Source organism: Paenibacillus sp. J2L1-98 (genome assembly GCF_056269405.1).
Genome location: NZ_JBWDNW010000012.1, coordinates 141966 through 162537 on the forward strand (window position 1 = coordinate 141966; position 20572 = coordinate 162537).

General features: G+C 47.3%; 18 protein-coding genes and 1 pseudogene. 2 read left to right on the forward strand and 17 right to left on the reverse strand.

Annotated features, from left to right (window positions below):
* Positions 1-40: 40 nt before the first annotated feature.
* From AC0YNZ_RS20600 to AC0YNZ_RS20610, 3 genes are all read right to left on the reverse strand, one after another.
* Entirely contained in the window at positions 41-1657 is a 1617-nt protein-coding gene (locus AC0YNZ_RS20600; protein ID WP_475828377.1) for an S-layer homology domain-containing protein, read from the reverse strand.
* Between the two features lie 89 nt (positions 1658-1746).
* Entirely contained in the window at positions 1747-2724 is a 978-nt protein-coding gene (locus AC0YNZ_RS20605; protein WP_475828378.1) for a ring-cleaving dioxygenase, read from the reverse strand.
* Positions 2725-2783: 59 nt separating this feature from the next.
* Complete coding sequence (locus tag AC0YNZ_RS20610; protein WP_475828379.1) at positions 2784-3227, reverse strand: MarR family winged helix-turn-helix transcriptional regulator; 444 nt, start codon at positions 3225-3227, stop codon at positions 2784-2786.
* Between the two features lie 149 nt (positions 3228-3376).
* Between AC0YNZ_RS20610 and AC0YNZ_RS20615 the strand changes: the two genes are divergently transcribed.
* On the forward strand, positions 3377-4006 hold the full coding sequence (locus AC0YNZ_RS20615; protein WP_475828380.1) for a M15 family metallopeptidase: 630 nt from the start codon (positions 3377-3379) through the stop codon (positions 4004-4006).
* Between the two features lie 237 nt (positions 4007-4243).
* Here the strand turns inward: AC0YNZ_RS20615 and AC0YNZ_RS20620 are convergent, their stop codons facing one another.
* From AC0YNZ_RS20620 to AC0YNZ_RS20640, 5 genes are all read right to left on the reverse strand, one after another.
* On the reverse strand, positions 4244-6277 hold the full coding sequence (locus tag AC0YNZ_RS20620) for a hypothetical protein (protein ID WP_475828381.1): 2034 nt from the start codon (positions 6275-6277) through the stop codon (positions 4244-4246).
* A 279-nt stretch (positions 6278-6556) separates the two neighbouring features.
* Positions 6557-7387 (reverse strand): carbohydrate ABC transporter permease, encoded by an 831-nt coding sequence (locus tag AC0YNZ_RS20625; RefSeq protein ID WP_475828382.1) that lies wholly within the window; start codon positions 7385-7387, stop codon positions 6557-6559.
* Positions 7388-7399: 12 nt separating this feature from the next.
* On the reverse strand, positions 7400-8299 hold the full coding sequence (locus AC0YNZ_RS20630; RefSeq protein WP_475828383.1) for a carbohydrate ABC transporter permease: 900 nt from the start codon (positions 8297-8299) through the stop codon (positions 7400-7402).
* Positions 8300-8375: 76 nt separating this feature from the next.
* Complete coding sequence (locus tag AC0YNZ_RS20635; protein ID WP_475828384.1) at positions 8376-9689, reverse strand: ABC transporter substrate-binding protein; 1314 nt, start codon at positions 9687-9689, stop codon at positions 8376-8378.
* A 53-nt stretch (positions 9690-9742) separates the two neighbouring features.
* Complete coding sequence (locus AC0YNZ_RS20640; RefSeq protein ID WP_475828385.1) at positions 9743-11836, reverse strand: amylo-alpha-1,6-glucosidase; 2094 nt, start codon at positions 11834-11836, stop codon at positions 9743-9745.
* A 215-nt stretch (positions 11837-12051) separates the two neighbouring features.
* Here AC0YNZ_RS20640 and AC0YNZ_RS20645 point away from each other — a divergent pair, with 215 nt between their 5' ends.
* Entirely contained in the window at positions 12052-13062 is a 1011-nt protein-coding gene (locus tag AC0YNZ_RS20645; protein WP_475828386.1) for a LacI family DNA-binding transcriptional regulator, read from the forward strand.
* A gap of 165 nt (positions 13063-13227) precedes the next feature.
* Here AC0YNZ_RS20645 and AC0YNZ_RS20650 read toward each other — a convergent pair whose 3' ends face one another.
* The 9 genes and pseudogenes from AC0YNZ_RS20650 to AC0YNZ_RS20690 form a co-directional block, all read right to left on the reverse strand.
* On the reverse strand, positions 13228-14244 hold the full coding sequence (locus AC0YNZ_RS20650) for an LLM class flavin-dependent oxidoreductase (protein WP_475828387.1): 1017 nt from the start codon (positions 14242-14244) through the stop codon (positions 13228-13230).
* A gap of 223 nt (positions 14245-14467) precedes the next feature.
* On the reverse strand, positions 14468-14911 hold the full coding sequence (locus AC0YNZ_RS20655; RefSeq protein WP_475828388.1) for an Rrf2 family transcriptional regulator: 444 nt from the start codon (positions 14909-14911) through the stop codon (positions 14468-14470).
* Between the two features lie 155 nt (positions 14912-15066).
* On the reverse strand, positions 15067-15468 hold the full coding sequence (locus tag AC0YNZ_RS20660) for a VOC family protein (RefSeq protein ID WP_475828389.1): 402 nt from the start codon (positions 15466-15468) through the stop codon (positions 15067-15069).
* 151 nt (positions 15469-15619) lie between these two features.
* Entirely contained in the window at positions 15620-16528 is a 909-nt protein-coding gene (locus tag AC0YNZ_RS20665) for an aldo/keto reductase (protein WP_475828398.1), read from the reverse strand.
* 32 nt (positions 16529-16560) lie between these two features.
* Entirely contained in the window at positions 16561-17274 is a 714-nt protein-coding gene (locus tag AC0YNZ_RS20670) for a type 1 glutamine amidotransferase (protein WP_475828390.1), read from the reverse strand.
* 120 nt (positions 17275-17394) lie between these two features.
* Positions 17395-18165 carry an IclR family transcriptional regulator gene (locus AC0YNZ_RS20675; protein ID WP_475828391.1) on the reverse strand — a complete coding sequence of 257 codons (771 nt, stop codon included), beginning with the start codon at positions 18163-18165 and terminating at the stop codon, positions 17395-17397.
* A gap of 260 nt (positions 18166-18425) precedes the next feature.
* Positions 18426-18845 carry a DUF2203 domain-containing protein gene (locus tag AC0YNZ_RS20680; protein ID WP_475828392.1) on the reverse strand — a complete coding sequence of 140 codons (420 nt, stop codon included), beginning with the start codon at positions 18843-18845 and terminating at the stop codon, positions 18426-18428.
* A gap of 376 nt (positions 18846-19221) precedes the next feature.
* A pseudogene (locus AC0YNZ_RS20685) lies at positions 19222-19796 on the reverse strand (GNAT family N-acetyltransferase).
* 36 nt (positions 19797-19832) lie between these two features.
* Positions 19833-20345: an N-acetyltransferase family protein gene (locus AC0YNZ_RS20690; RefSeq protein ID WP_475828393.1), complete on the reverse strand. Its 513-nt coding sequence runs from the start codon at positions 20343-20345 to the stop codon at positions 19833-19835.
* Positions 20346-20572: the final 227 nt, after the last annotated feature.

Genomic DNA, 20572 nt, shown 5'->3' on the forward strand with positions numbered 1-20572 from the left:
TCGCATACAGCGAGTCTGCCTTCCTTCTCCAATTCCTCATTTATTTCAAAAATGAATATCCCAAAAATCGGTCGGCATTTCTCATGCTTGACCAAATATCAGGGCTTTCGCCGCCAATATACCAATAGGCTAGACCGGCAAGCTTAGCATCTGCTGCCAGCTTGTATTTTTCAGTTATGGAGCGTCCGTCCTCGAGCCATATTTTATGACTTACCCCGTTTTTCGTATAAGCAGCCGTGTACTGTCCTAACCCGGCATTCCATATCGGCCGGATTGAATACTTATCGATCAGCGCATTTTGCTGGCTGAGTGAAATGATTTCGGAGAACAGGGCGCTTCCGTCCTCCTTCAAATTCCAATCACGATTATAAAAAGGCAGAGCTAATATAACTTTATAGCTGGGCACCACCCTTACCAGCTTATTCAATGACGCTTCATCATAGCCCAGGGAAGCATTAGAGCCCGCTACCAGGCTGCCTCCCCAATGCTCGTCATAGCCCATTAATACGATATAATCAGCTTGCTCGCCAAGCGCGGCATAATCGAAGGCTTCCGTCCAGTCGGTTCCGCGGTCGGGAGATACATCGACTGAGAGCGTCACGTTCATGTCCTTTAGCTTCTCCGATAAACCCGTTATAAATGCAGTAAGCGATGTGCGATCCTGAGAGGAAACATTTTCAAAATCGATGTTAAGTCCGTCCAAATCATATTTTCGTACAACTGCCGACAGATTCGCAATTGCCGTATTGCGCGCTTTGGTGTTGGACAGCATTTGATGAGTAGCTGCTTGGTCGGAGCGGTTGCCTACCATCGGCCATATTTTTTTATTATTTTTCTTTGCCCACGTTACAAGAGCTGGATCCGTCATCTCGGATACATCGCCCAAAGCCCCTACATTGTACCAACGCGGAGACAAGGTGTTTACATTCGATGACAAAACATTTTTTTCATATTGCTGTGTGGTTTGAGCGTATTGCCAGCCAAGCTTTATCGTTTCTTTGGGCTTAGCCGCTAATTCCGCTGCCCATTTTTTATTTTGCAGCACCCGATGGATCATAACCGCCGTTTCTTGTCGTGTGATCGGGTCTGCTGGACGGAAGCGGCCATTATTGTCGCCCTTCATAAGGCCGTGCTCAAGAACCGTCATTACGGACGAGTCTGCCCACTCCGCGATAAGGCTGCTATCTTCAAAGCCCGGCTTCTCGCCCGCATCATCTTCCGGCTTTTTTAACGCACGAGCCAATAATACGGCAGCCTCCTGCCTCGTAATCGGCTTCGCCGGAGCAAAGGTATTCACGGCTATGCCATCGACCAAGCCGAGCTGCACGGCCGCTTGAATCCAGCCATAGTACCAAGCCTTCCTGGCTAAGTCGTTAAATGGAGAGACCGGGGTCGCTACCGGCTCTAATCTGAGCAGCCGGTCAAGCACGGTTACAAACTCCGCTCTGGAGATCGATTTGGCCGGAGAGAAGCTGCATTTCGACGTACCCGTTATTATTTTTTTGTTATACAAATCTACAATCTCCTGCTTGCCGTAGCTCTTCGAAATATCATCGAAAGGCAGCGCGCTTTGAGCAAAGGCAGGCTGCGCCATTTCAGTCATCATATATAACAAAGCAAAAGCCGCTATAACTAATCTATTGCTTATATACTTCACGTAGGTCCTCCTAAATAAGCGAATCTACGAAGTATATCAAACTATCTGCTATTGCTCATTGCAAAATTATTGGCAGTGCCCGCCTTCCGTCAGCCGTTCGACTTTGTTTGCAGCGGCTTTAATCTTGCTTCGATTTGCGCGCGCTGCGGCTCCAGAAACGGAGGCAGCGCCAATGATTCGCCCAAATGGTTGATATCTTCATCCGTATCGAAGCCGGGACCGTCAGTCGCCAGTTCAAAAAGAATGCCGTTCGGCTCGCGGAAGTACAGCGAGCGGAAATAGTAGCGGTCGACGAAGCTGGAGTTTGGAATACGGACTCCGCGGATATGCTCGATCCACTCGCGCAGCTCGTCATCGTTGTCTACGCGGAACGCTACGTGATGCACGCCGCCATGTCCCTGCTGCTCACGCGGCAAATCATGCCGCTCCTCGATATGAACCTCGGCGCCGCTGCCGCCTTCTCCGGTTTCGAATACGACGATATCCGGCTGGCCTGCAACCGTGGACGGATACTTCCCTTTTTCGCGGAAGCCCATCAGCTGGGTCAGTACGAGAACGGTAGGCTCCGGATTTTTGACCGTCAGCTGCACCGGGCCAAGTCCAAGAATGCCGTATTCGGCAGGCACTGTGCTTTTATCCCAAGGAACACCGCCCTTAACGCCTTCATTATGCTCATCGGATACGAGCACTAAGCGCTGCCCCTCAAAATCTCTGAAAGCAATCGTATTGCGGCCTGCGCGTTCAATAATTTCATCATGATCGACACTGAATTGCTCGAACCGTTCTTTCCAGTAGCGAAGCGCCGCATCATTCGCGACCCGCAGGGACAGAGAGGAAATGCTGCTTATACCGGCACGGTTTTTGCCCGTCATCGGAAATTCGAAGAAGGTCAGCTCCGTTCCCGGATTCCCCTTCTCATCTCCATAGAACAGATGATAAACCGACGTCTCATCTTGGTTAACCGTCTTCTTGACTAAACGAAGACCTAACAACTGCGTGTAAAAGTCAAAATTACCGGATGCGGTGCCTGTGATCGCGGATACGTGGTGAATGCCTTTGAGCTGCATATAAACAACCTCCCAAAAAGTTTTGTCATGCAAAATTCACTTTTTTTATGCCTTATCATTTAATATTGTATTTTTTTAAGCAAATCGAGCAGTTGCCTCTTCTCATCCCGGTCCAAAGCGTTATACTGCGACGCCTGGAACTGCTCCTGTACCGGAACGACATCATCAAACAACGCTTTACCCTTTTCCGTTAACGATACGTATTTGGTCTTCCACTCTTGCTCGCGCGCTACAAAGCCTAACTCTTCAAGCTTGCCAAGCAGCTGCGTAATGTTCCCTTTCGTGACAAACAGCTTGTCGGCCAGCTGCTGCTGCGTTAAACGGCCATGAGCGCCAACCTGCGCCAGTATGTCAAACTGCGCGGCGGATAAGCTCCATTTTTTCAAATGCTGCTGGCTTTCCCGCAGGCTTTGATTATAAACCCGCGATAAGCGAAACCATATCATTAAGCCCAGCCGCTCATCACGTTTAGATAAGAAGGATTCCGTATCATTACGATCCATTCGACCACCTCAAGCCTTCGTTATAGTTATCAGTTTATAACTAAACTGATAAAATGTCAAATGCCGAAATGAATCCCCTACCTCGGACTAGGGAAACGGGAATTGCAATATGTTAAGATAAGCGGATACAAAGCGTAAGGAGATATAGCATGATTGAACGAAATCCTATTACCCGGCAGCCCCTTCCGATTGGGAGGACCCCGCTGGATCTTGCAGCAAGAAATAAACGCAAGCGAAACAGACTTCTGCTGCTCATTATTTTGGCAGTCACCGCTGCTATATTGTGGAAGACGATTCTCACCTTTGAGCCCCCCATACCTGACACCGAAATCACTCCGGCTGCTCCGATAACAGAGCTGCATCCGGTCGTGTTTGCCAAGCAAAACGAGCTGATCTCAGAAACGGGCAAGGCCGGCATCACCATTCTCATTACGGACGGCTTCCGCTCAAACGAAGAGCAGGACGCTATTTATGCTAAGGGAAGAACGACGGATGGCAAAGTCGTTACACAGGTGCAGGGCGGCCAGTCGTATCATAATTACGGCCTCGCTATCGATTTTGCGCTGCGCACCAAGAAGGGTGAAGTCGTATGGGACATGAAATATGACGGCAATAAAAACGGGCAAGCAGATTGGATGGAGGTCGTCGCAATTGCTAAACGGCTTGGCTTTACCTGGGGCGGTGACTGGAAGAACTTCCCTGACTATCCGCATCTCCAAATAGACTTTGGCTATTCAATCCGTCAGCTCCGCAACGGACTGCGGCCGCCTGTCGAATAACCGGGCCACTCAGGTTCATTAGCCAAAAGGGTGTAAACCGATTTCCGGTCTGCACCCTTTTGGCTTGCTTCAATTCTCACTATGAACGTAGAATTTTGCAGGCTCGTTCTCGCCTAGTCACATGTTCAGGACATCCGTGTTCCCGTCCCAATCGATGTCAATCGATTGGGACGCAGTTTTGTTAACAATAGCCTTCCCTAAGCACAATAGAAACGACCATAAATATTTCATTAATAATCAATCCAATTTCACTCTTACACTCCGTATACCTGGTGATAAAGTTACGGTACCTTCTTTTCTGTTGATGATCCCTTTGCTAGCTGATTGTATTCGATTTACAAATATCGGCAGGTTGAAAATGATATCGTTGGCGGGCACATCCCCATTCATTGTTAGAGTTACTTCGTTTCTGGAGGGACTTTCGATGATGATATTTATTCTTCCCTTATGGCTGATCGGAAAATAGTGCACCATAATCTTCTCTTGACCCAGCCATTTGTCCGGTATCCCTCTTCCTATCAGGATACGACCATCGTAAAACTCCGCCACAATCGATTCTACAAATACTTTGGAAGCCATGGATTGACCCCACATATGTGGAGAGGATCCGCTGCCCTTGCCCGGATGTATTCCTACCCATGCTGATGGAGCCGGCACTCCGATATTCTCCCACCAGCTATATGGCCCACTTTGGGTATTGGAGATCATAAATTCATAATCCATGATTCCTTCCGTCCTATATTTGTTTCCTCTAAGGGCAGCTGCCCCATATCCCGCATTGTACCCTGTAGAATAAACCTTAAAATCCGGGTTAGGATATCCACCATAGGTATGAGGGGGAAGGCCGGATTTCTGCAAACGTTTGAATCCGTAATCGTAAGTAGCATCAATCATATTCAAACTTACGCCCTGTTGTTTACCACCAAGCAGCCATCCGTCCCAAGCCCACCTGCCGAAAGAAAACATCGAAGCCCAATTGGCGTCTTTCGGATTTCGGGTCCGGTTTTTATCATTCGGTTCCACCATTGAAGCAGGCATATAATTTATTCTGAAATTCTTGACGGTTTCAGAAAGCGTTAGATTCACTGTGATCAAAAAATCGTTATACTCCGCTTCTGCCCAAGCCCGTTCTTCCTGTTCCCCCAATCTGTCCGCAACGTACCTATAGGCCAAAAGCCCCGTCAAACCGGACCAGTTATCGACCGTCCAGTATCCGTTCGCGTCAACATCGTTGGTTCTCTTCATAATTCCGTTCGGTCCAGTCCGATCCTCGCTTATTTTATGTGCGGCGGCTCTAATCTCAGGCCAATGCACCCGCGCAAATTCGACGTCATCGGTCTTCAGAAGATAAAGCGCCCATGGCCAGGGATATTTCCAAGTTGCATCATCATACTGTCTTCCCACAGGAAGTCGCTCCAGTAATTGTTTAGCTTCACTGTATTGTCCAATGGTAAGCAATGTTACCAGGCTTCCGACCGCGTCATGATCGTAAACGCGGTCATAACCATTTTCCCCTACATGCGTGGAATATCCGTCTTTCACAATGTGAGTATAAATGTAACCCGCTTTATAGGCATTATTTAATTGTTTATCCGCAGTTTGAATTTGTGCAATTTCCGATAATTTATTATCCCAGTAGGTTTTCATAGATCGAAAGTGTTTGTCCCAACCACCTGCTTTTTGGATGTCTTCGTTTTTGGGCCAGTAGAAATCTTTTCCGAACCGGTCTATAGCAACGGCAAAATCGAAATTCACAGTCTCTTGTGGGTTAACCGTATGATCGGGTGAATTTAATGGGATAAAAGGAGCGGATTGTCCCGGAAAGATTTCCTTTGTTTCCGTACTTAGGTTCGTTGCAGACACTCTGGAATAAGCAATTACATAGTCGTTCCCATTAAGCGTTACTTTATCACCGAAATTCATAATTTTCACTAATACCTCATCCTGTTCGAATTCCGTTATGAGACAAGGGAGGTAACCGGAGTGATTATACCACTTGACAGATTTCACTGAGTTATAAATATTAAAGCCGATGATGATATTTTTTTCGTCTCGAATCAAGAAGCTTCCATTTTCAAATGCGATAGCTGCATCCTTATCCCCGTCCCAGCCAAACACTGCAGAATAGATTCCTTGCACGGCTTCTTCGTAATTGCGGATTGGCGCTTTTTTAACTGGTAAGCTTTCCGTCCCTCCCTTAAATCCGGAATTATGAGCGGGCACTAAAGTTCCAAATAAGAGGATTGATACCGAAATAATGAGTGTTTTCATATTTCCCTCCGAATATCTGCAATTTCCCTAACTACTTTCACCGATTTGCATCCTCATTATTCATTTCCCGGTTTATCCGATATCTAGGTGGATTAGAAAGAACAGTTAAAATTACCGCTCATTTATTAGATACCACTTCACCTCACTGATCTCGACAAAAATATATTTGAAAAGAACTGATTTTGTCTCAAAAAGAAAAAAGCGGCATCTCCCTATTTGTACTAGGAGAAAGCCGCTGATTAATCATTTACATTGAAACTTAGATTGATAGTTTCTCTGCTATTTACCGCCGGTAAACGTAATTCCCTTAATAAAGAATCGGTTGAAGAAAGCATAAATAAGGAGCGCTGGGAGCGTGAATACCATTGATGCGGCCATAATGTAATTCCATTGACTGATATATTGCCCCTTGAAGGTGTTAAGCCCCAGCGTCAGCGTAAACATTGACTTGTCGGACATGAACATGAGTGGTTTTAGAAATTCGTTCCACGCTCCCATGAATACGAAGATCGTCTGGGCCGCTAATGCCGGCATAGCCAGCGGTAGAGCAATACGGAAAAATACCCCGAACCGATTTAATCCATCCATCGCGGCGGCTTCCTCCAGCTCCTTCGGGAAACTCAGGAAAAACTGCCGCATCATGAAGATGAAAGTCGCATTTGCCATCATAGGCAGGGTCAACGCAGCATACGTGTTCAACAAATCAAGCTGCTTCATAATAAGGTACGCCGGAACGATGGTTAGTTGACCCGGAATCATCTGCACTGCCAGGATAAGAATGAACATCACTTTGTTTCCGGCAAAGTCAATACGCGCAAGCGCATAACCTGCCATGGAGTTGAACAAGGTATTGCACAGTGTCGCAACTACCGCAATCAAGGCGCTATTATACATCCACCTAAGGAACAGCGGTTCTCTAACGAAGATGTCATAATAGTTTTGAAAGGTGAACTGTTTTGGAATAAAGTTGATGCCCCCCGACACAATTTCACTTAGCGGCTTAAACGAAGAGGACAGCGCCCATAAGAAGGGCGCGACCGTAATGAAGCCGTATGCAAATAACAGGAAGTAAAGAATCGCCTTTCCCCATTTGGATTGTTGAAATACCACCTAATCACCCTCCTAGTTCAGCTTCTCTTCGGCGAAAAGCTTGCGTTGAATCAATGTTACGAGCATAATGACCGCAGCCAGCATGACAGCGAGCGCAGAAGCGTAGCCGAAGTCGAGATTTTTGAAAGCATACTGATAAATCAGCAGCGCGACCGTCAAGGTTGAGTTATTCGGACCTCCGGAGCCTGCCGAGAAAATATACGATTGATCGAATAACTGGAAAGTACCGATGATTCCCATAACGACGGTGAAGAAGGTTGCAGGCTTAATCATCGGAAGCGTAATAGAAAGGAAACGCCTCCAAGCTCCTGCCCCGTCCAGCATCGCCGATTCGTAAAGCGCATCAGGAATATCCTGCAGCGCAGCCAGAAAGACGACCATAAAGAATGGAGCGGTAGACCATATATTCATAATCATGATCGCCTTCATGGCGACCGCGGGATCTCCGAGCCAGTTGTAGCCATGCAAACCCACGATCTCAAGAACTCGGTTCAAAAGACCGTTTGAATTGTATATCCACATAAAGATAAGTGACAATACAGCAGATGAGGTTACGGTCGGCATAAAAAATACGATTCGAAAGAAATTTTTATATTTTAACTTGGCATTCAAAATAACGGCAAGCAAAATGGCGAACGCCGTTTGCAGCGGCACAACGAACAGCGCGAAAGATGCCGTATTTTTAAGCGCGATCCAAGCTCGACCATCGTCGGCCATACGGGTGAAATTATCCACTCCTACCCAATTGTAACTGACCTCGCCAAGCAGGTTGACCTTATGTCCCGATAAATAGAGCGAATAGAAAACAGGCAGGAACAAAAAAGTACCAAGCACTAGAATCGTTGGAAGCAGGAACAGATAGCCGGTCGCATTATTTTTCAGCTTCTTTCTCCATGAAGAAACTTGGGTCATGCATCACCTTCTCCTCTCGTATCATAATGAAAGAATTAAGGAGAGAGACATCTTCCCTCTCCCCTCTTCAATCCGCTTACTTCGCTGCCGCGATTTCTTTATTCGCGACGCTCTCCGCTACCTTCATCGCATCCTCAAGCTTCGAGTTGCCCATGAATGTGTCTACAAATTGATTATTGAAGTTGCTCGTAATGGTAGGCAGCGTGGAGCCGGCTTGCCAAGGCGTTGCATAAGTAGCGCCCGCCACGATTGCACCGCGCAGCTCATCCTTGTCATAACCTAGCTCTTGTGCGACTGACTTCCGAGTAGGCAGCGCGAAGCCTTTGCTGGTCCACGTCTTCATCCCTTCCTTGCCTGTCAAAAAGGAGATTAATTGCCAAGCCGCTTCTTTCTTCTTCGATTCCTTGTTCATTACGTAAGCAACGGTAAAGGCCATTGTACCTTTCTTGCCGTTTACAGTCGGGAGCTCCGCGGTGCCGTAATCGAGATCCTTGTAGTTAGACTCCAGGAAAGGAATCGCCCAATTGCCTTCGAATACGATAGAAGCTTTCCCTTGCCCGAACATCTCTCCGCCCCAGCCGGCGCCCACTTCCTTCGGCTCACCGGATGATTTGTCCACGTTATGCATATCTGCCACAAGCTGCAGTCCTTTAAGTGCATCTGGCGATGCAAAAGTCGCGTTGCCCTCATCGTCTGACACTTTGCCTCCGAATGCTTGAATCATAAACATCTGGCGTGCAAGCTCAGGCGCAACGCCGAAGCCGTAACGAGTGGTTTTGTCTCCTTCTTTTTTGGTCAGCTTAATCGCGGCAGTCTGCAGCTCTTCCCATGTTGCCGGAGGTGCTGTAATTCCCGCCTCAGCGAAATCCTTTTTGTTGTAGAACATGGCAAGTGTAGAGAAATCCTTAGGGAAACCATAGGTTACGCCTTCCTGCTTAAAGGCATCGACCATCGGCTGTTCGAAGTCCGCAACATCAAACTCTGGCGTCACATAACTGTCTAACGGCTCGAGCACATTTCGCTCAATGAGTCCGGGCACCTCGAATGCGTCCAAGTAAAATACGTCAGGACCTTCTCCGCCTATAAGTCTTGTCTTGATAACATCCATGTATTGGTCGGCAATTACCTCGTAATTCACCTTCACATTCGGATACTTTGCCTCAAACGCTTTCAGCGTCTGGTTAAGCAGATCTTGCTCTTCCGGGCTTGCTCCCCAGCCTGCAAGCGTAACGGTAATCTGCTCATCGGCTGGCTCTTTTGTCGGATTTTGTTCTGTAGCTTTGTTCGTTTCTTCTGTGTTGGCGTTTCCTTCCTTACCGCCGCAAGCGGTCAACATAAGAACGATAACCAACATTAATGATAAAATAACAAAACCAGATTTTCTCAACATACATACAACCTCCTTTGTAATGTGAGCCTTGTATATAAAATAATGCGTGAATCCTATGAAATCAGCAGCTCATACCCTGTCTGATTAGACAGTATTTCTACCTCTGGCCCTGCGTTACCGCGAGTAACGCGCAGGTTGAGAGTGCCGCTGCCTATGTGAAGCTGCTCCACTCTAAGCTCATTCATCCCTTGAAGAAGAGACGGCTTGATCGTAATCTGCCGGGATAAGGCATCCGGTTGAAGGCCAAGCAGCGCTTGCACAAATGTCAATGGCGTACCAGCCGCCCATGCCTGCGGAGAGCAAGCAACTGGATAAGGAACCGGGGCGCCAAGCAAATCATCGTACCCGCAGAACAGTTCAGGCAGCCTGTAATATTCGAATTTGTCGGCAGCATTCAATAATCCCTGCATGACTGTATTTGCTTCCTTCGTGAAACCCGATTGACTAAGGCCAAGCAAGCATAGAGAGTTGTCATGGGGCCATACGCTTCCGTCGTGATAGCTCATCGGATTGTATCCCGCTGCAGCCGTACTCATTGTCCGAATGCCGTAGCCTCCGAACATGTCAGGCGCAACCAACCGTTCTGCAACAGCCCTTGCCCGCTCGGGAGAAGCGATCCCGGACATGAGAATATGACCTGCATTTGAAGTAACCGAATCCACCTGCTTCTTATCTTTGTCCAAGGCTATCGCATAATACTGCTCATCTTCCAACCAGAAATCACGCTCGAAGCGAGCTCGAAGCTGTGCTGCGTCTTGTTCCATGATGGCTGCCTGCTCTTCACGGCCTAAGCTTCTGAATATGGTGGATAATCGGGTAAGCGCCTGATAGACATAGCCCTGAACTTCAACGAGTGCGATCGGAGCTTCCGCATAGTCGCCATTGCGGTGGACGACTGAATCTGCGGAATCCTTCCATCCCTGATTCGCAATGCCTTTGGTTGACTTCTGATAATACTCCACAAAGGAATCGTCGTCTTGGTCGCCATAATCTTTAATCCATGCTAATGCCGCATCGAGATGTGGCAGTAATGAGCTTACAAAATCAGCATCTCCTGTCCAGTGATAATACTCGGCTGTAAGCAGCAAAAAAAGCGGTGTCGCGTCGATTGTTCCGTAATAAGGCGTAAATGGAACCTGATTCGTACCGGCCAATTCACCATATCGAATTTCATGCATCACCTTGCCTGGTTGCTCATCCCGCCACTCATCCACCTTCTGACCCTGATAAGCAGCCATCGTGAGCAGAGTTCCTTTCGCAATTTGAGGATTTAAAGGTAGCATCTGAAGAGCGGCAATGAGACTATCTCGACCGAACGGGACGGAATACCATGGCAGGCCTGCTACAGGAAATGCTCCATAACCGAGATCGGTAAGCAGTACTCGTAAATCTTGGACACCGCGATGGTAGAGCTTATTGAGGAGTGGAACATCGCTATGGATTGAAGTCGTTGAAGCATTCCATTCTGTATAAGATGCTCTTAACTTGTTCATAGCATTCTCAACCTCATGCTGAAACGGCTCTTTGCCATCCAAAATCGGAGCGATAAAGAAATCGATTGCATAGGTTTCTTGATGATTCAGTTCCACGTCGAAATAAAGCTCGCCTGTCTCGTCTATTCGACTTTCTTTCTTATTCCACTTAACCTTAGTCTCGCGCCGAACGCCGTCGGCCCCGAGATAACTGATCACTCTCTCACCCGGCGCGCTCCGCTCGGCCGTCTTGCTCCCTAGCTCTCCATACTGAAAGCCGCGAACGACAAACATGTCAGCAAAGTCAGCATCCAATAGCATAGAGAAATCAAAACGGATGGCTTTAGGGTAGTAGCTTGTTAGCTTGATAGTCTCGTATAATGCACCGTCATAGATAAAGCGCGTGCGTTCAATTTCTACAGATTCACGCCATAAAATCAGCTTACCGTTTTCCTCCATATGTGAATTGGTAAGACGAATGGTAGAGATACAATTCTCGGCAGAGGATGAGGACAATAAAATGGTTTTCTCACCGTTGATTCGAATCTCCATCCTGCTTAGGAACCTGGTATCTCTCGTATAGAGACCCTGACCGGAAGCATTATGCTCTGAGATATCTCCATCCTTATCTGTCATAAGAAATAAATCATTTTCTTTGATGATTTGATAATCCAAATTTTCTCCTCATTTCTTAATTTTTTAAATCCGAAACGTTTCGGAAAAAGGATAAAAAAAATTGAAATCCCAATAAAAATATTCACCCAACTTTCCAAAACGTTTCGGATGCGATATAATCGAATTATAGTTCAAGATGAAAGCATTTACAAGTCTAAATTTATATTTAAATTTTTGGAAAGAAATATTTTCCAGAACATTATGGAGGTATTTATATGGTTACCATTAAAGATATTGCCAAAGCCGCCAGTGTATCTGTTACGACGGTGTCCCGTGCTTTGAATGGCTATGATGACGTTAACGAAGGCACCCGTCTTAAGATTAGGACAATTGCAGACCAGCTGGGTTATAGTCCCAATATGGCTGCTAGGTCACTCATATCAAAGAAGACAAAGACACTCGGCCTCCTTCTCTCCAACGTTACAAGGGACAGCTCCAAAGACAATATTGCTTATGAAGTGCTATGCGGAATAAACGATCGATCAGGAGAACTGGATTATGATCTTGTTCTGTTCAGTACGACATCGCAGAAACAGAGAATGAAATCCTATAAGACGTTATGCCAAGAACGAGGTGTAGATGGTGTTATTATTATGGGTATCCGACTGGATGATCCATATTTGAAGGAGATTGTATCCTCTGATATTCCCTGTGTGCTCATCGATATTATACTTGAGGGACCAAATGTCGGGTACGTGACATCAGACAATACAAACGGTGCCCTTGCTGCAGTAAACCATCTGCTGGATTCCGGACACCGTCATATCGCAATGATTAACGGCCATTCTCAAGCGAATGTAAGCATTTTACGGCTAGAGGGCTATCGTCAAGCACTTGAGAATTATGACGTCCCCTTTGACGAGTCACTTGTTCTTGACGGATTATTTTCCGAAGCTGGAGGAAGAGAAGCTGCTTGCAAAGTGCTTGCCAGCAGGCCTGAGGTGACTGCTTTATTTTGTGCCAGCGACTTAATGGCTCTTGGGGCAATGCAGGCCGTGAAGGAAATGGGGAAAAGGGTACCTGAGGATATTTCAATCATAGGCTTCGATAATATAAACTTGACAGCCTATTGCACACCGGCGCTGACTACCGTTCACCAGTATAAATATGAGCTAGGCTCCCATGCCGCTCAGATCTTAATTGATCTTTTAGAGGGACATGAAGCCATTCATCATGTCATGCTTGCTACTGAGCTAATCCTAAGAGATAGCATTCGCAAAATGTAAGATTGAGCTAAAGATACTAAACAATCGTAATACGTTGCTCAAAAGTCTCTTTCACTCTGCGAAAGTTAAGTAAAGAAGAATGCCATAAAAATAAGTATATAAATTAGATTGACGGAGAGCAGCATAAAAATAAGCACAGCTAATTTCCCGCTCCCCGTCTGTTTATTATAGCCCTGCTATAATTTCATAAGAACGCAGGCGTGCCTTGTGATCGAATATATGAGCCGCAACCATGATCTCATCAGCTTGCGTCGTCTCAATATATTGCTTTAGCTTGCTGCGAACCGTCTCCGGCCCGCCGACAATGGAAGAACCCAGCTGCTGCTGCAGAGCGATCTTCTCCTGCGGGGTCCATACGTCATCCATATCGTGAACCGGAGCAGGCAAAGGCCCGCGGTTATTACGAATAAACGAAAGAAATAGCTGCTGCATCGATGTAGCCAAATAAGCCGCCTCCTCATCCGTATCGGCCGCAACCACGTTTACCGCGACCATCCCTTTCGGTTTATCGAGAACGGCAGAAGGCTTGAAGCTGCTGCGATAGAGATTCATCGCCGGAACGGTAAACGTAGGCGAGAAATGACCGGCGAAAGCGAACGGCAAGCCGAGCTGCGCAGCCAGCAGCGCGCTAAAATCACTTGATCCCAGCAGCCAAATCGGTATGTCCAGCCCTTCGCCTGGAATCGCCCGCACAGGCATGCCGACCTCCGTGCCCGACGGATCCAGAAACGCCCGAAGCTCCGCTAACTGCTCGGGAAAATCATGGCCGTTGCTTCTTCTGTTTCCTCGAAGCGCAGCAGCTGTAAGACCGTCAGTGCCGGGCGCGCGGCCAAGTCCGAGATCGATGCGGCCGGGAAATAAAGATTCCAACGTGCCGAATTGCTCGGCGATGACAAGCGGAGCATGGTTTGGCAGCATGATGCCGCCCGAGCCGACGCGAATCGTCGACGTGCCTGCCGCTACATGCCCGATGACGATTGACGTCGCCGAGCTCGCAATGCTTGGCGCATTATGATGCTCCGCCAGCCAGTAACGGTTATAGCCCCATTTTTCCGCATGCTGTGCAAGGTCTAACGTATTGCTGAGCGATTCGGCGACAGAGCCTCCTTCGACAATTGGTGAAACATCGAGTACTGACAACGGAATGCTAAATGCTGAATTTATTTTGGTCTGTTCTGACATAACGCTCACCCTCTACTTCATGATCGGAAGCCGCGCTTCCATAAGCTGGACATGCAATAACTGTATGAATATTAGATACACATTGGGCAGTACAAAAAGAATGCTGCCCGCTATGAGGACTGCCATGCACAATGAGCGGTAATACACAGCTTCTACCCTTATTACCGCTATTGTTTCCACAGCAGCTGAAGCAGTCATGGCGCTTCTCATTTGCTGTAAGATTTTAAATCTGATGCTCCTTTTGCAGCTGTTGGCATTTTCGGATCTTCTCCAAAGCCGTTTGAAGCGTATTTTGCTCCAGGTAAGCTACATAATGAAGCTCCGCTTCGTAGAAAAAATGATCCATGACCGCTTGAATATTCGCCGAAACGAGACACTCCTCCTCCGGATTGCCCGAACACCAGTGAGGCTTAAGCGAACAGCCGGAAAGCGCCCGGTAAATTTGAGCAAGCGAAACCTCCCCCGGCTCGCAGTTCAAAATATAGCCGCCGCCGATTCCTTCCTTCGTTTTCACAAAACCGTGTTTCCGCAAAGTGCTCATTATTTTGCGAATGCGCGTCGGATTGGTCGCCACGTTACGGGCAATCGTCTCGCTGCTGGCCATATGATCAGGCAAATAAGCTAACAGCACCAGGCTGTGAACCGCTACCGTAAATTCACTGTTCATCTTTGCACTCCCTCTCAAGAAGGATACTGTAATATTATTGCATACAGTTGATTAAGTCAAACCTTCCTTTCTTAGAATAGCACAGAGAGAAAGCCCTAGCATAGACTTTCTCATCTGCCCACCCCGAATAGCTATGATGACGATCATCAATTAACCTATAAAGACGGCTTCTGCCATACTTGATATTTGTTGCCGTCCGGATCTTTGAAACCAAGCTGCAGGCCGCAGCTGCCCTCGTCCCGAATATCCGTCTCGGTCCATGTGCCGGCCTCCTTCAAGGAAGCATACAGCGACGAAATATCTTCGGTCTCGAAGCATAGCGGAAACATCTCGAACGATTCTCCGTCTTCAGTCCACCCTGTCGTCTCGAATGTAAGCGGAGTCATAGCAGGACTCGGCAGCAGAAAGAGCCACCCGCCGTCTCCCATGATCATAATAGCGCCACGCCCTGGTTCAACGGGGGAACGGAGCTTCATACCGAGCACCCGCTCATACCACTCCGCAGCCTTTACCGCATTCGAAACCGGAACGTACGCGCAATTGATATTTTTAATCATTTCACATCAGCTCTCTTTCAAGGTTTTCGCGGCAGGCAGCTTTTTCCCCATACAATTAAATAGAAAAAATGGCCTGCGCAAAGATCATAACGCAGAACGTTTGTCCTGTACATGATTACTTTACCTGCCATTTTCCCCATAAAATATTATTTTAGCGGTGCTGTTCATAGCGGTTGCTTCTGCTTAGACTCCGAATAGCTTCTAATTCGTTTGACGTCAGCGCCTGAGCATATCCCGCGCCAATATTATGCAGCAGTTGAGCCGCCGAGCTTGCCCCTGGAATGACCGCAGCTACAGCCGGATTGGCCAGCGCATATCTGATTGCCGTATGCGCCATATCGTTGGAGCCGCCTCCTGCACGGAGCAATGCAGCACGCAAAGCCGACAGCTCTTCTTTCCCGTAATCCAAATAACCCTTTTCCGCTTTCGCAGCGCCATTGCCGGTTAAAATTCCTTTTGCCACCGGACCGCGGGCTATTAAGCTGATCCCCTTCTCCGCCAGTAAAGGCAATACCTCCTCCTCCGGCCTTCTGTCCAAAATACTATATTGGCTCATTACGCTGACGATATTCGACCGCTCCGCATACTCCCGGATAACGTTTGGCCGAATCGAAGAAATACCGTAATAACGAATGAGCCCCTCCTGCTTAAGCTCCTCGAAAGCCTCGATGGTCTCCGGGATCGGATCGTTAAGCGTACCGCCATGCAGCTGGTACAGATCGATATAGTCCGTTTGGAGTCTCCTTAAGCTGTCCTTCACGGCCGACTTGATATATGCCTTGGAAGGGTCCCATGTCCAGCCTTCCTTGCCGGGCTCCCAGCGGTTGCCGACCTTCGTCGCAAGTATAATATCCGAACGCCGTCCGCGTACTGCCTCTCCGACGATCTCCTCATTAAGACCTTCATCATAAAGATCCGCCGTATCCAGAAAATTTATGCCTCCCTCGATCGCTTCATGCACGAGGGCTATCGCCTTTTCCTTATCCGTCCCGAGCGACATGCAGCCAAGACCGATCTCGCTGACATACAGCTCTGAATGACCTAGACGGTTGTGTTTCATCCCTATTCCGCTCCCTTCCGTTAGCCAAGGCATCATATTACCCCCTCCTCCGTTTCAATGGCTTGAAGGTGAATTCGATCTAATAGATGATGAAGAGCTTTTATCGATTGCCCGCTTTGTCCGAATTGCCGCCGAATCCGCTCTGCCGTCTGAATGTAGGGCGCATCAATAAGCTCGGAGGACCAGTGCGCGAACATCGATTCCATGCAGGCCGGCGTCGTCTCCAAATGAAATTGCAGCCCAAGCACATGCTCTTGATAATCAAATGCCTGTACCTTGCATGCTTCCGAGTAAGCGAGCAGACGCGTTCCCTCCGGCAGGTCGAAGGTATCGCCGTGCCACTGGAACGATACAAGCTGCTCAGGCAAACCCTCCAGCCATGAGTGCCGCTCCTGCGTGCGTTTGATCGTATGCCAGCCAATTTCCTTGTAGGCATTCCTGTACACAGGACTGCCTAATAATTCGGCTATCATCTGGGCGCCGAAGCAAATACCGAGCACTTTTTTGCCAAGCTGTATCGCCTGCCCTACGAATTGCTTCTCGGAAGCAAGCCAAGAATAACGCTCATCCTCATAGACGCTCATCGGTCCGCCGCAAATAATGAGCAGATCCAATTCATCCAACCATTCCGAATTTATTTCAACCGAAGGATCACGTATGTCGAGGCGATGTCCTCCAAGGCTTGCCCATGAACGGAACGCATAATCATCATCGAAAGTAAAGTGTTTGAAAGCAAGGATATTCATCGTACGGTTCTCCCCCAATGTACGCAGTATGCGGTTATTAAGGTTTATTATAATCCCATTATTCGGTATATGTAATATGGTCTTCCCGAATAATGGGAACCGCTTCATAAAAAAATAGCCTTACCGTTTCAGCTTATAACGATACCCAAGTTCGTTCGATATCAGGTCCGCATATTTCTTAACGAGGAAGCTATTTTTCGGAATGGTCTCATCGGTAAACCGCAGAGAAGGTCCTGCCACATTTAAAGAGCCGATCACCATGTTATCGTAAGAAAAAATCGGAGCGCCAATACCGGTCGTTCCCGCTGTTGCCTCGCCTTCAGTTATGGCATAACCTTGCTTTTGGATGGATAGAATCTCTTTCTCTATATATTCCCGCGACATGGGCCTCAGCGAAGGCACGGCCTCCCAATCGACTTCCTCCAAAAACGCTTCCTGCGTCTTTCTCGGCAAATAAGCGAGGATAACCCGATTCGAAGCGCCAATAAATAAGGGCAGCTTTAGCCCGATCGGTTCGGATATTTTCAAAACCTGCGGCGAATCGACCGAATCGATATAGACGCCCTCCCCATTTTCACGGGTAGCCAGGTAAATGGTTTCCTTCGTTTTCTGCGAAAGCTCCTCCATGAAAGGTCTCGCTACCGTGCGCAGCATTAAGCTGTCCCACATCAGGAAGCCATATTTCATAATCGACAGGCCTAGCTTATACTTCTTCGTCTTCGGATTTTGAGCGGCGAACCCATGCTCCACTAAGGAGGCCAAAATCCGGTGCACGCTTTGCACGGGCATGTCCAGCTCCCTGCTCAATTCCGTGACACTCATTTCCTTCTCCGTTCCTTGCGGAAGCAGAAGGTCCAAAATATGAATCGCCTTCGAGATTACACCTGACATGCCGCTCCGCTCCTTTTCTTCCTTGACTGACTTGCTGCAAAGCGCCCTAAAAGGATCTAGTGTCCCGTTCCATATCATGGTACATTTCCGGCAGCAGGCTTATATCCTTGAAATAATGAAAAAAATAATGGAAGGAGTGATCGCATGGGTAAAAAAATATTAAAAATATCGGGTCTGCTTAGCCTATTGGCCGTCCTGATCGTCGGGGGTTTTTTACTGTATATTACTAGGATATCGTCTTGATATTATGAACGATCCGCTTATCTTCCGCCTTCCGGGAACGGCTTCCTGCCAACAAAACCATCATGCCAGCCATGATAATGACTAATATGCTGTTCCCCTTCCTTCCAGCAAATTAAAATATCCTCGCCATTCAGCACTGCGGGAAAGTCAATTAAGCCGGGGTTAATCATTTTCAAAAGCACGCCTTTTCGTGAAAAGTTTTCAATCAACAGGTCAGCCTCGATCTTCAGAAATTCCAGCTGGCTCTCCTGCTCAAAGAAAGGGTCCCTGCTTCCTTGTCCCGCAACATAAGCTTGCTCGTAAGCCGCCTTCTCCTTCTGATAGTTCAAGTATTGATTCTCGAACTGCGCCGTTAATTGCTGCAGCTGCAGTAAATCCTCTTTCAATTGAGGCAGCAGCTCGTTAGCTTCGTTAAGTGTAAAGGTTTTGTTGCCCATCCTGTGCTCACTCCTTATGAGGGTTGCGCTTCTTTATTGATTTACCCCTATATTACATGGAAACTTCTATAAATTCAAAAACATATATTGCTCGTTACGCCTACCCGTCAACCACCCAGCGAAGGCTGGTTCCCCGCCGTATTTAATTTCGTGCCTAATGATCAAGCATTTCGTTAGCCCGCACGCGTTTTCACTACAAACCAATCAAACGCAATTTGGTAAGAAAGCCAATTTGTGCTCCATTAATATTTGAAAGCAATTAAATGTTTTCCAAGCAGGAATTCTATGATGATTATCAAAAAAAGAGACGTGCTTCAAGGCACGGCTCTGTTCGCTTTACTTTAACAGGAAATTCGCAATACAAATCATTACCACACTAAGGGCACTCGCATATCTCCCAGCCCCGAACTTTGGAAAATACCATTGTATCTCGGAGCGAACCGTCAATAGCGCATTTTTCTTTGCGAAGAATGCCTTCTAACGTGTAGCCTAACCGCTCCGCTACACGCGCACTTCTTATATTTCGAGAGTCACAACGAATTTCAACGCGATTGGCCTTTAATTCCTGGACAGCAAAATTTGTGATCGCATCAGCTGCTTCCGTAATATATCCTTTACCGCTAAAAGCTGAACGCACCCAGTAACCGATTTCGAATTTTCCTGATTGCCAGTCTATTCGATGAAGACCGCTGCTGCCTACTAATTGAGCAGTTTCCTTCGAAATCAGCAGAAGCATCAGATCCGTACGCTCCAGATATTTTAATCGAGCGCGCCTACTGTGGGAATTGTTTTTGCCCATGGCATCCAAGGCTTTAGTTCGTCTATGCTTTCAATAACAGCCTCATTCAGCTGGATGCCGTCACCCCACAATGGTGCACGAATAAGCAGACGATTGCTTTCAAAGCTCTCTGGAATAGAAAGTAATAAGGGATTAAAATTGAAATCATCCATAATGCCGTACGCCTCCTAAATAAGGATGGTTACAGACTACGATAAGCGCTTATAATAATACACGGTATCATGAAGCTCCCCGTCGGCTGATTTTGCATAACCAGGGATGCGTCCTGCTTCTATATATTCCATTGAACGATATAATAGGTTGGATGGATCACCAGCGCGTGTATCTAAGACGAGCAGAGTGCGATTTTCAAGCCTCGCCCTTTCTTCAGCAACAGCCATCAGCGAATGCCCTATCCCTTTACGTCGAGCTCGCGGATGGACCATAAGCTTCGCGATTTCAGCGCGGTGGGTACCGTTTGGACGCGAGCACAAATGTAATTGAACGGAACCAACCGTTTCTCCATTCCTTTGCACAATCCATAAGATGACCTGATCGCTAATTATCCCTGACCAATACTCAACTGCGTCAGTTTGGCTTAAAGGGGGTAAAAAACCAATGGAAGCCCCCTCATCAACAACCTCTGCTAAAAGCCTTATGAGACTTTTTAGATTATTTTCTGATATTTCGGACAGTTCACTTATCAGATACTCCGTTGACACGGTTCCTTCCTCCCATCTAACGTGGAAATTTCTGTTATTATAAACGAGATTATTGCATTATTCAACGGGCTTCATTCGTAGATTTGCTGTAGCCTGTTCAAATCATACGGATATAAACAAAAAAACTCTTAAGATCAATTTGATCTCAAGAGTTTGTGTTAGAAAATTTGGTGCCGATGAGAGGACTCGAACCTCCACGGTTTCCCTCACGATTTTGAGTCGCGCGC

What these genes read in the sequence shown, in the direction of transcription:
- AC0YNZ_RS20605 (WP_475828378.1), bottom strand. Translation starts at nt 2,724, where the DNA reads ATGCAGCTCAAAGGCATTCACCACGTATCCGCGATCACAGGCACCGCA.
- AC0YNZ_RS20610 (WP_475828379.1), bottom strand. Translation starts at nt 3,227, where the DNA reads ATGGATCGTAATGATACGGAATCCTTCTTATCTAAACGTGATGAGCGG.
- AC0YNZ_RS20615 (WP_475828380.1), top strand. Translation starts at nt 3,377, where the DNA reads ATGATTGAACGAAATCCTATTACCCGGCAGCCCCTTCCGATTGGGAGG.
- AC0YNZ_RS20620 (WP_475828381.1), bottom strand. Translation starts at nt 6,277, where the DNA reads ATGAAAACACTCATTATTTCGGTATCAATCCTCTTATTTGGAACTTTA.
- AC0YNZ_RS20630 (WP_475828383.1), bottom strand. Translation starts at nt 8,299, where the DNA reads ATGACCCAAGTTTCTTCATGGAGAAAGAAGCTGAAAAATAATGCGACC.
- AC0YNZ_RS20635 (WP_475828384.1), bottom strand. Translation starts at nt 9,689, where the DNA reads ATGTTGAGAAAATCTGGTTTTGTTATTTTATCATTAATGTTGGTTATC.
- AC0YNZ_RS20645 (WP_475828386.1), top strand. Translation starts at nt 12,052, where the DNA reads ATGGTTACCATTAAAGATATTGCCAAAGCCGCCAGTGTATCTGTTACG.
- AC0YNZ_RS20650 (WP_475828387.1), bottom strand. Translation starts at nt 14,244, where the DNA reads ATGTCAGAACAGACCAAAATAAATTCAGCATTTAGCATTCCGTTGTCA.
- AC0YNZ_RS20655 (WP_475828388.1), bottom strand. Translation starts at nt 14,911, where the DNA reads ATGAACAGTGAATTTACGGTAGCGGTTCACAGCCTGGTGCTGTTAGCT.
- AC0YNZ_RS20660 (WP_475828389.1), bottom strand. Translation starts at nt 15,468, where the DNA reads ATGATTAAAAATATCAATTGCGCGTACGTTCCGGTTTCGAATGCGGTA.
- AC0YNZ_RS20665 (WP_475828398.1), bottom strand. Translation starts at nt 16,528, where the DNA reads ATGAAACACAACCGTCTAGGTCATTCAGAGCTGTATGTCAGCGAGATC.
- AC0YNZ_RS20670 (WP_475828390.1), bottom strand. Translation starts at nt 17,274, where the DNA reads ATGAATATCCTTGCTTTCAAACACTTTACTTTCGATGATGATTATGCG.
- AC0YNZ_RS20675 (WP_475828391.1), bottom strand. Translation starts at nt 18,165, where the DNA reads ATGTCAGGTGTAATCTCGAAGGCGATTCATATTTTGGACCTTCTGCTT.
- AC0YNZ_RS20680 (WP_475828392.1), bottom strand. Translation starts at nt 18,845, where the DNA reads ATGGGCAACAAAACCTTTACACTTAACGAAGCTAACGAGCTGCTGCCT.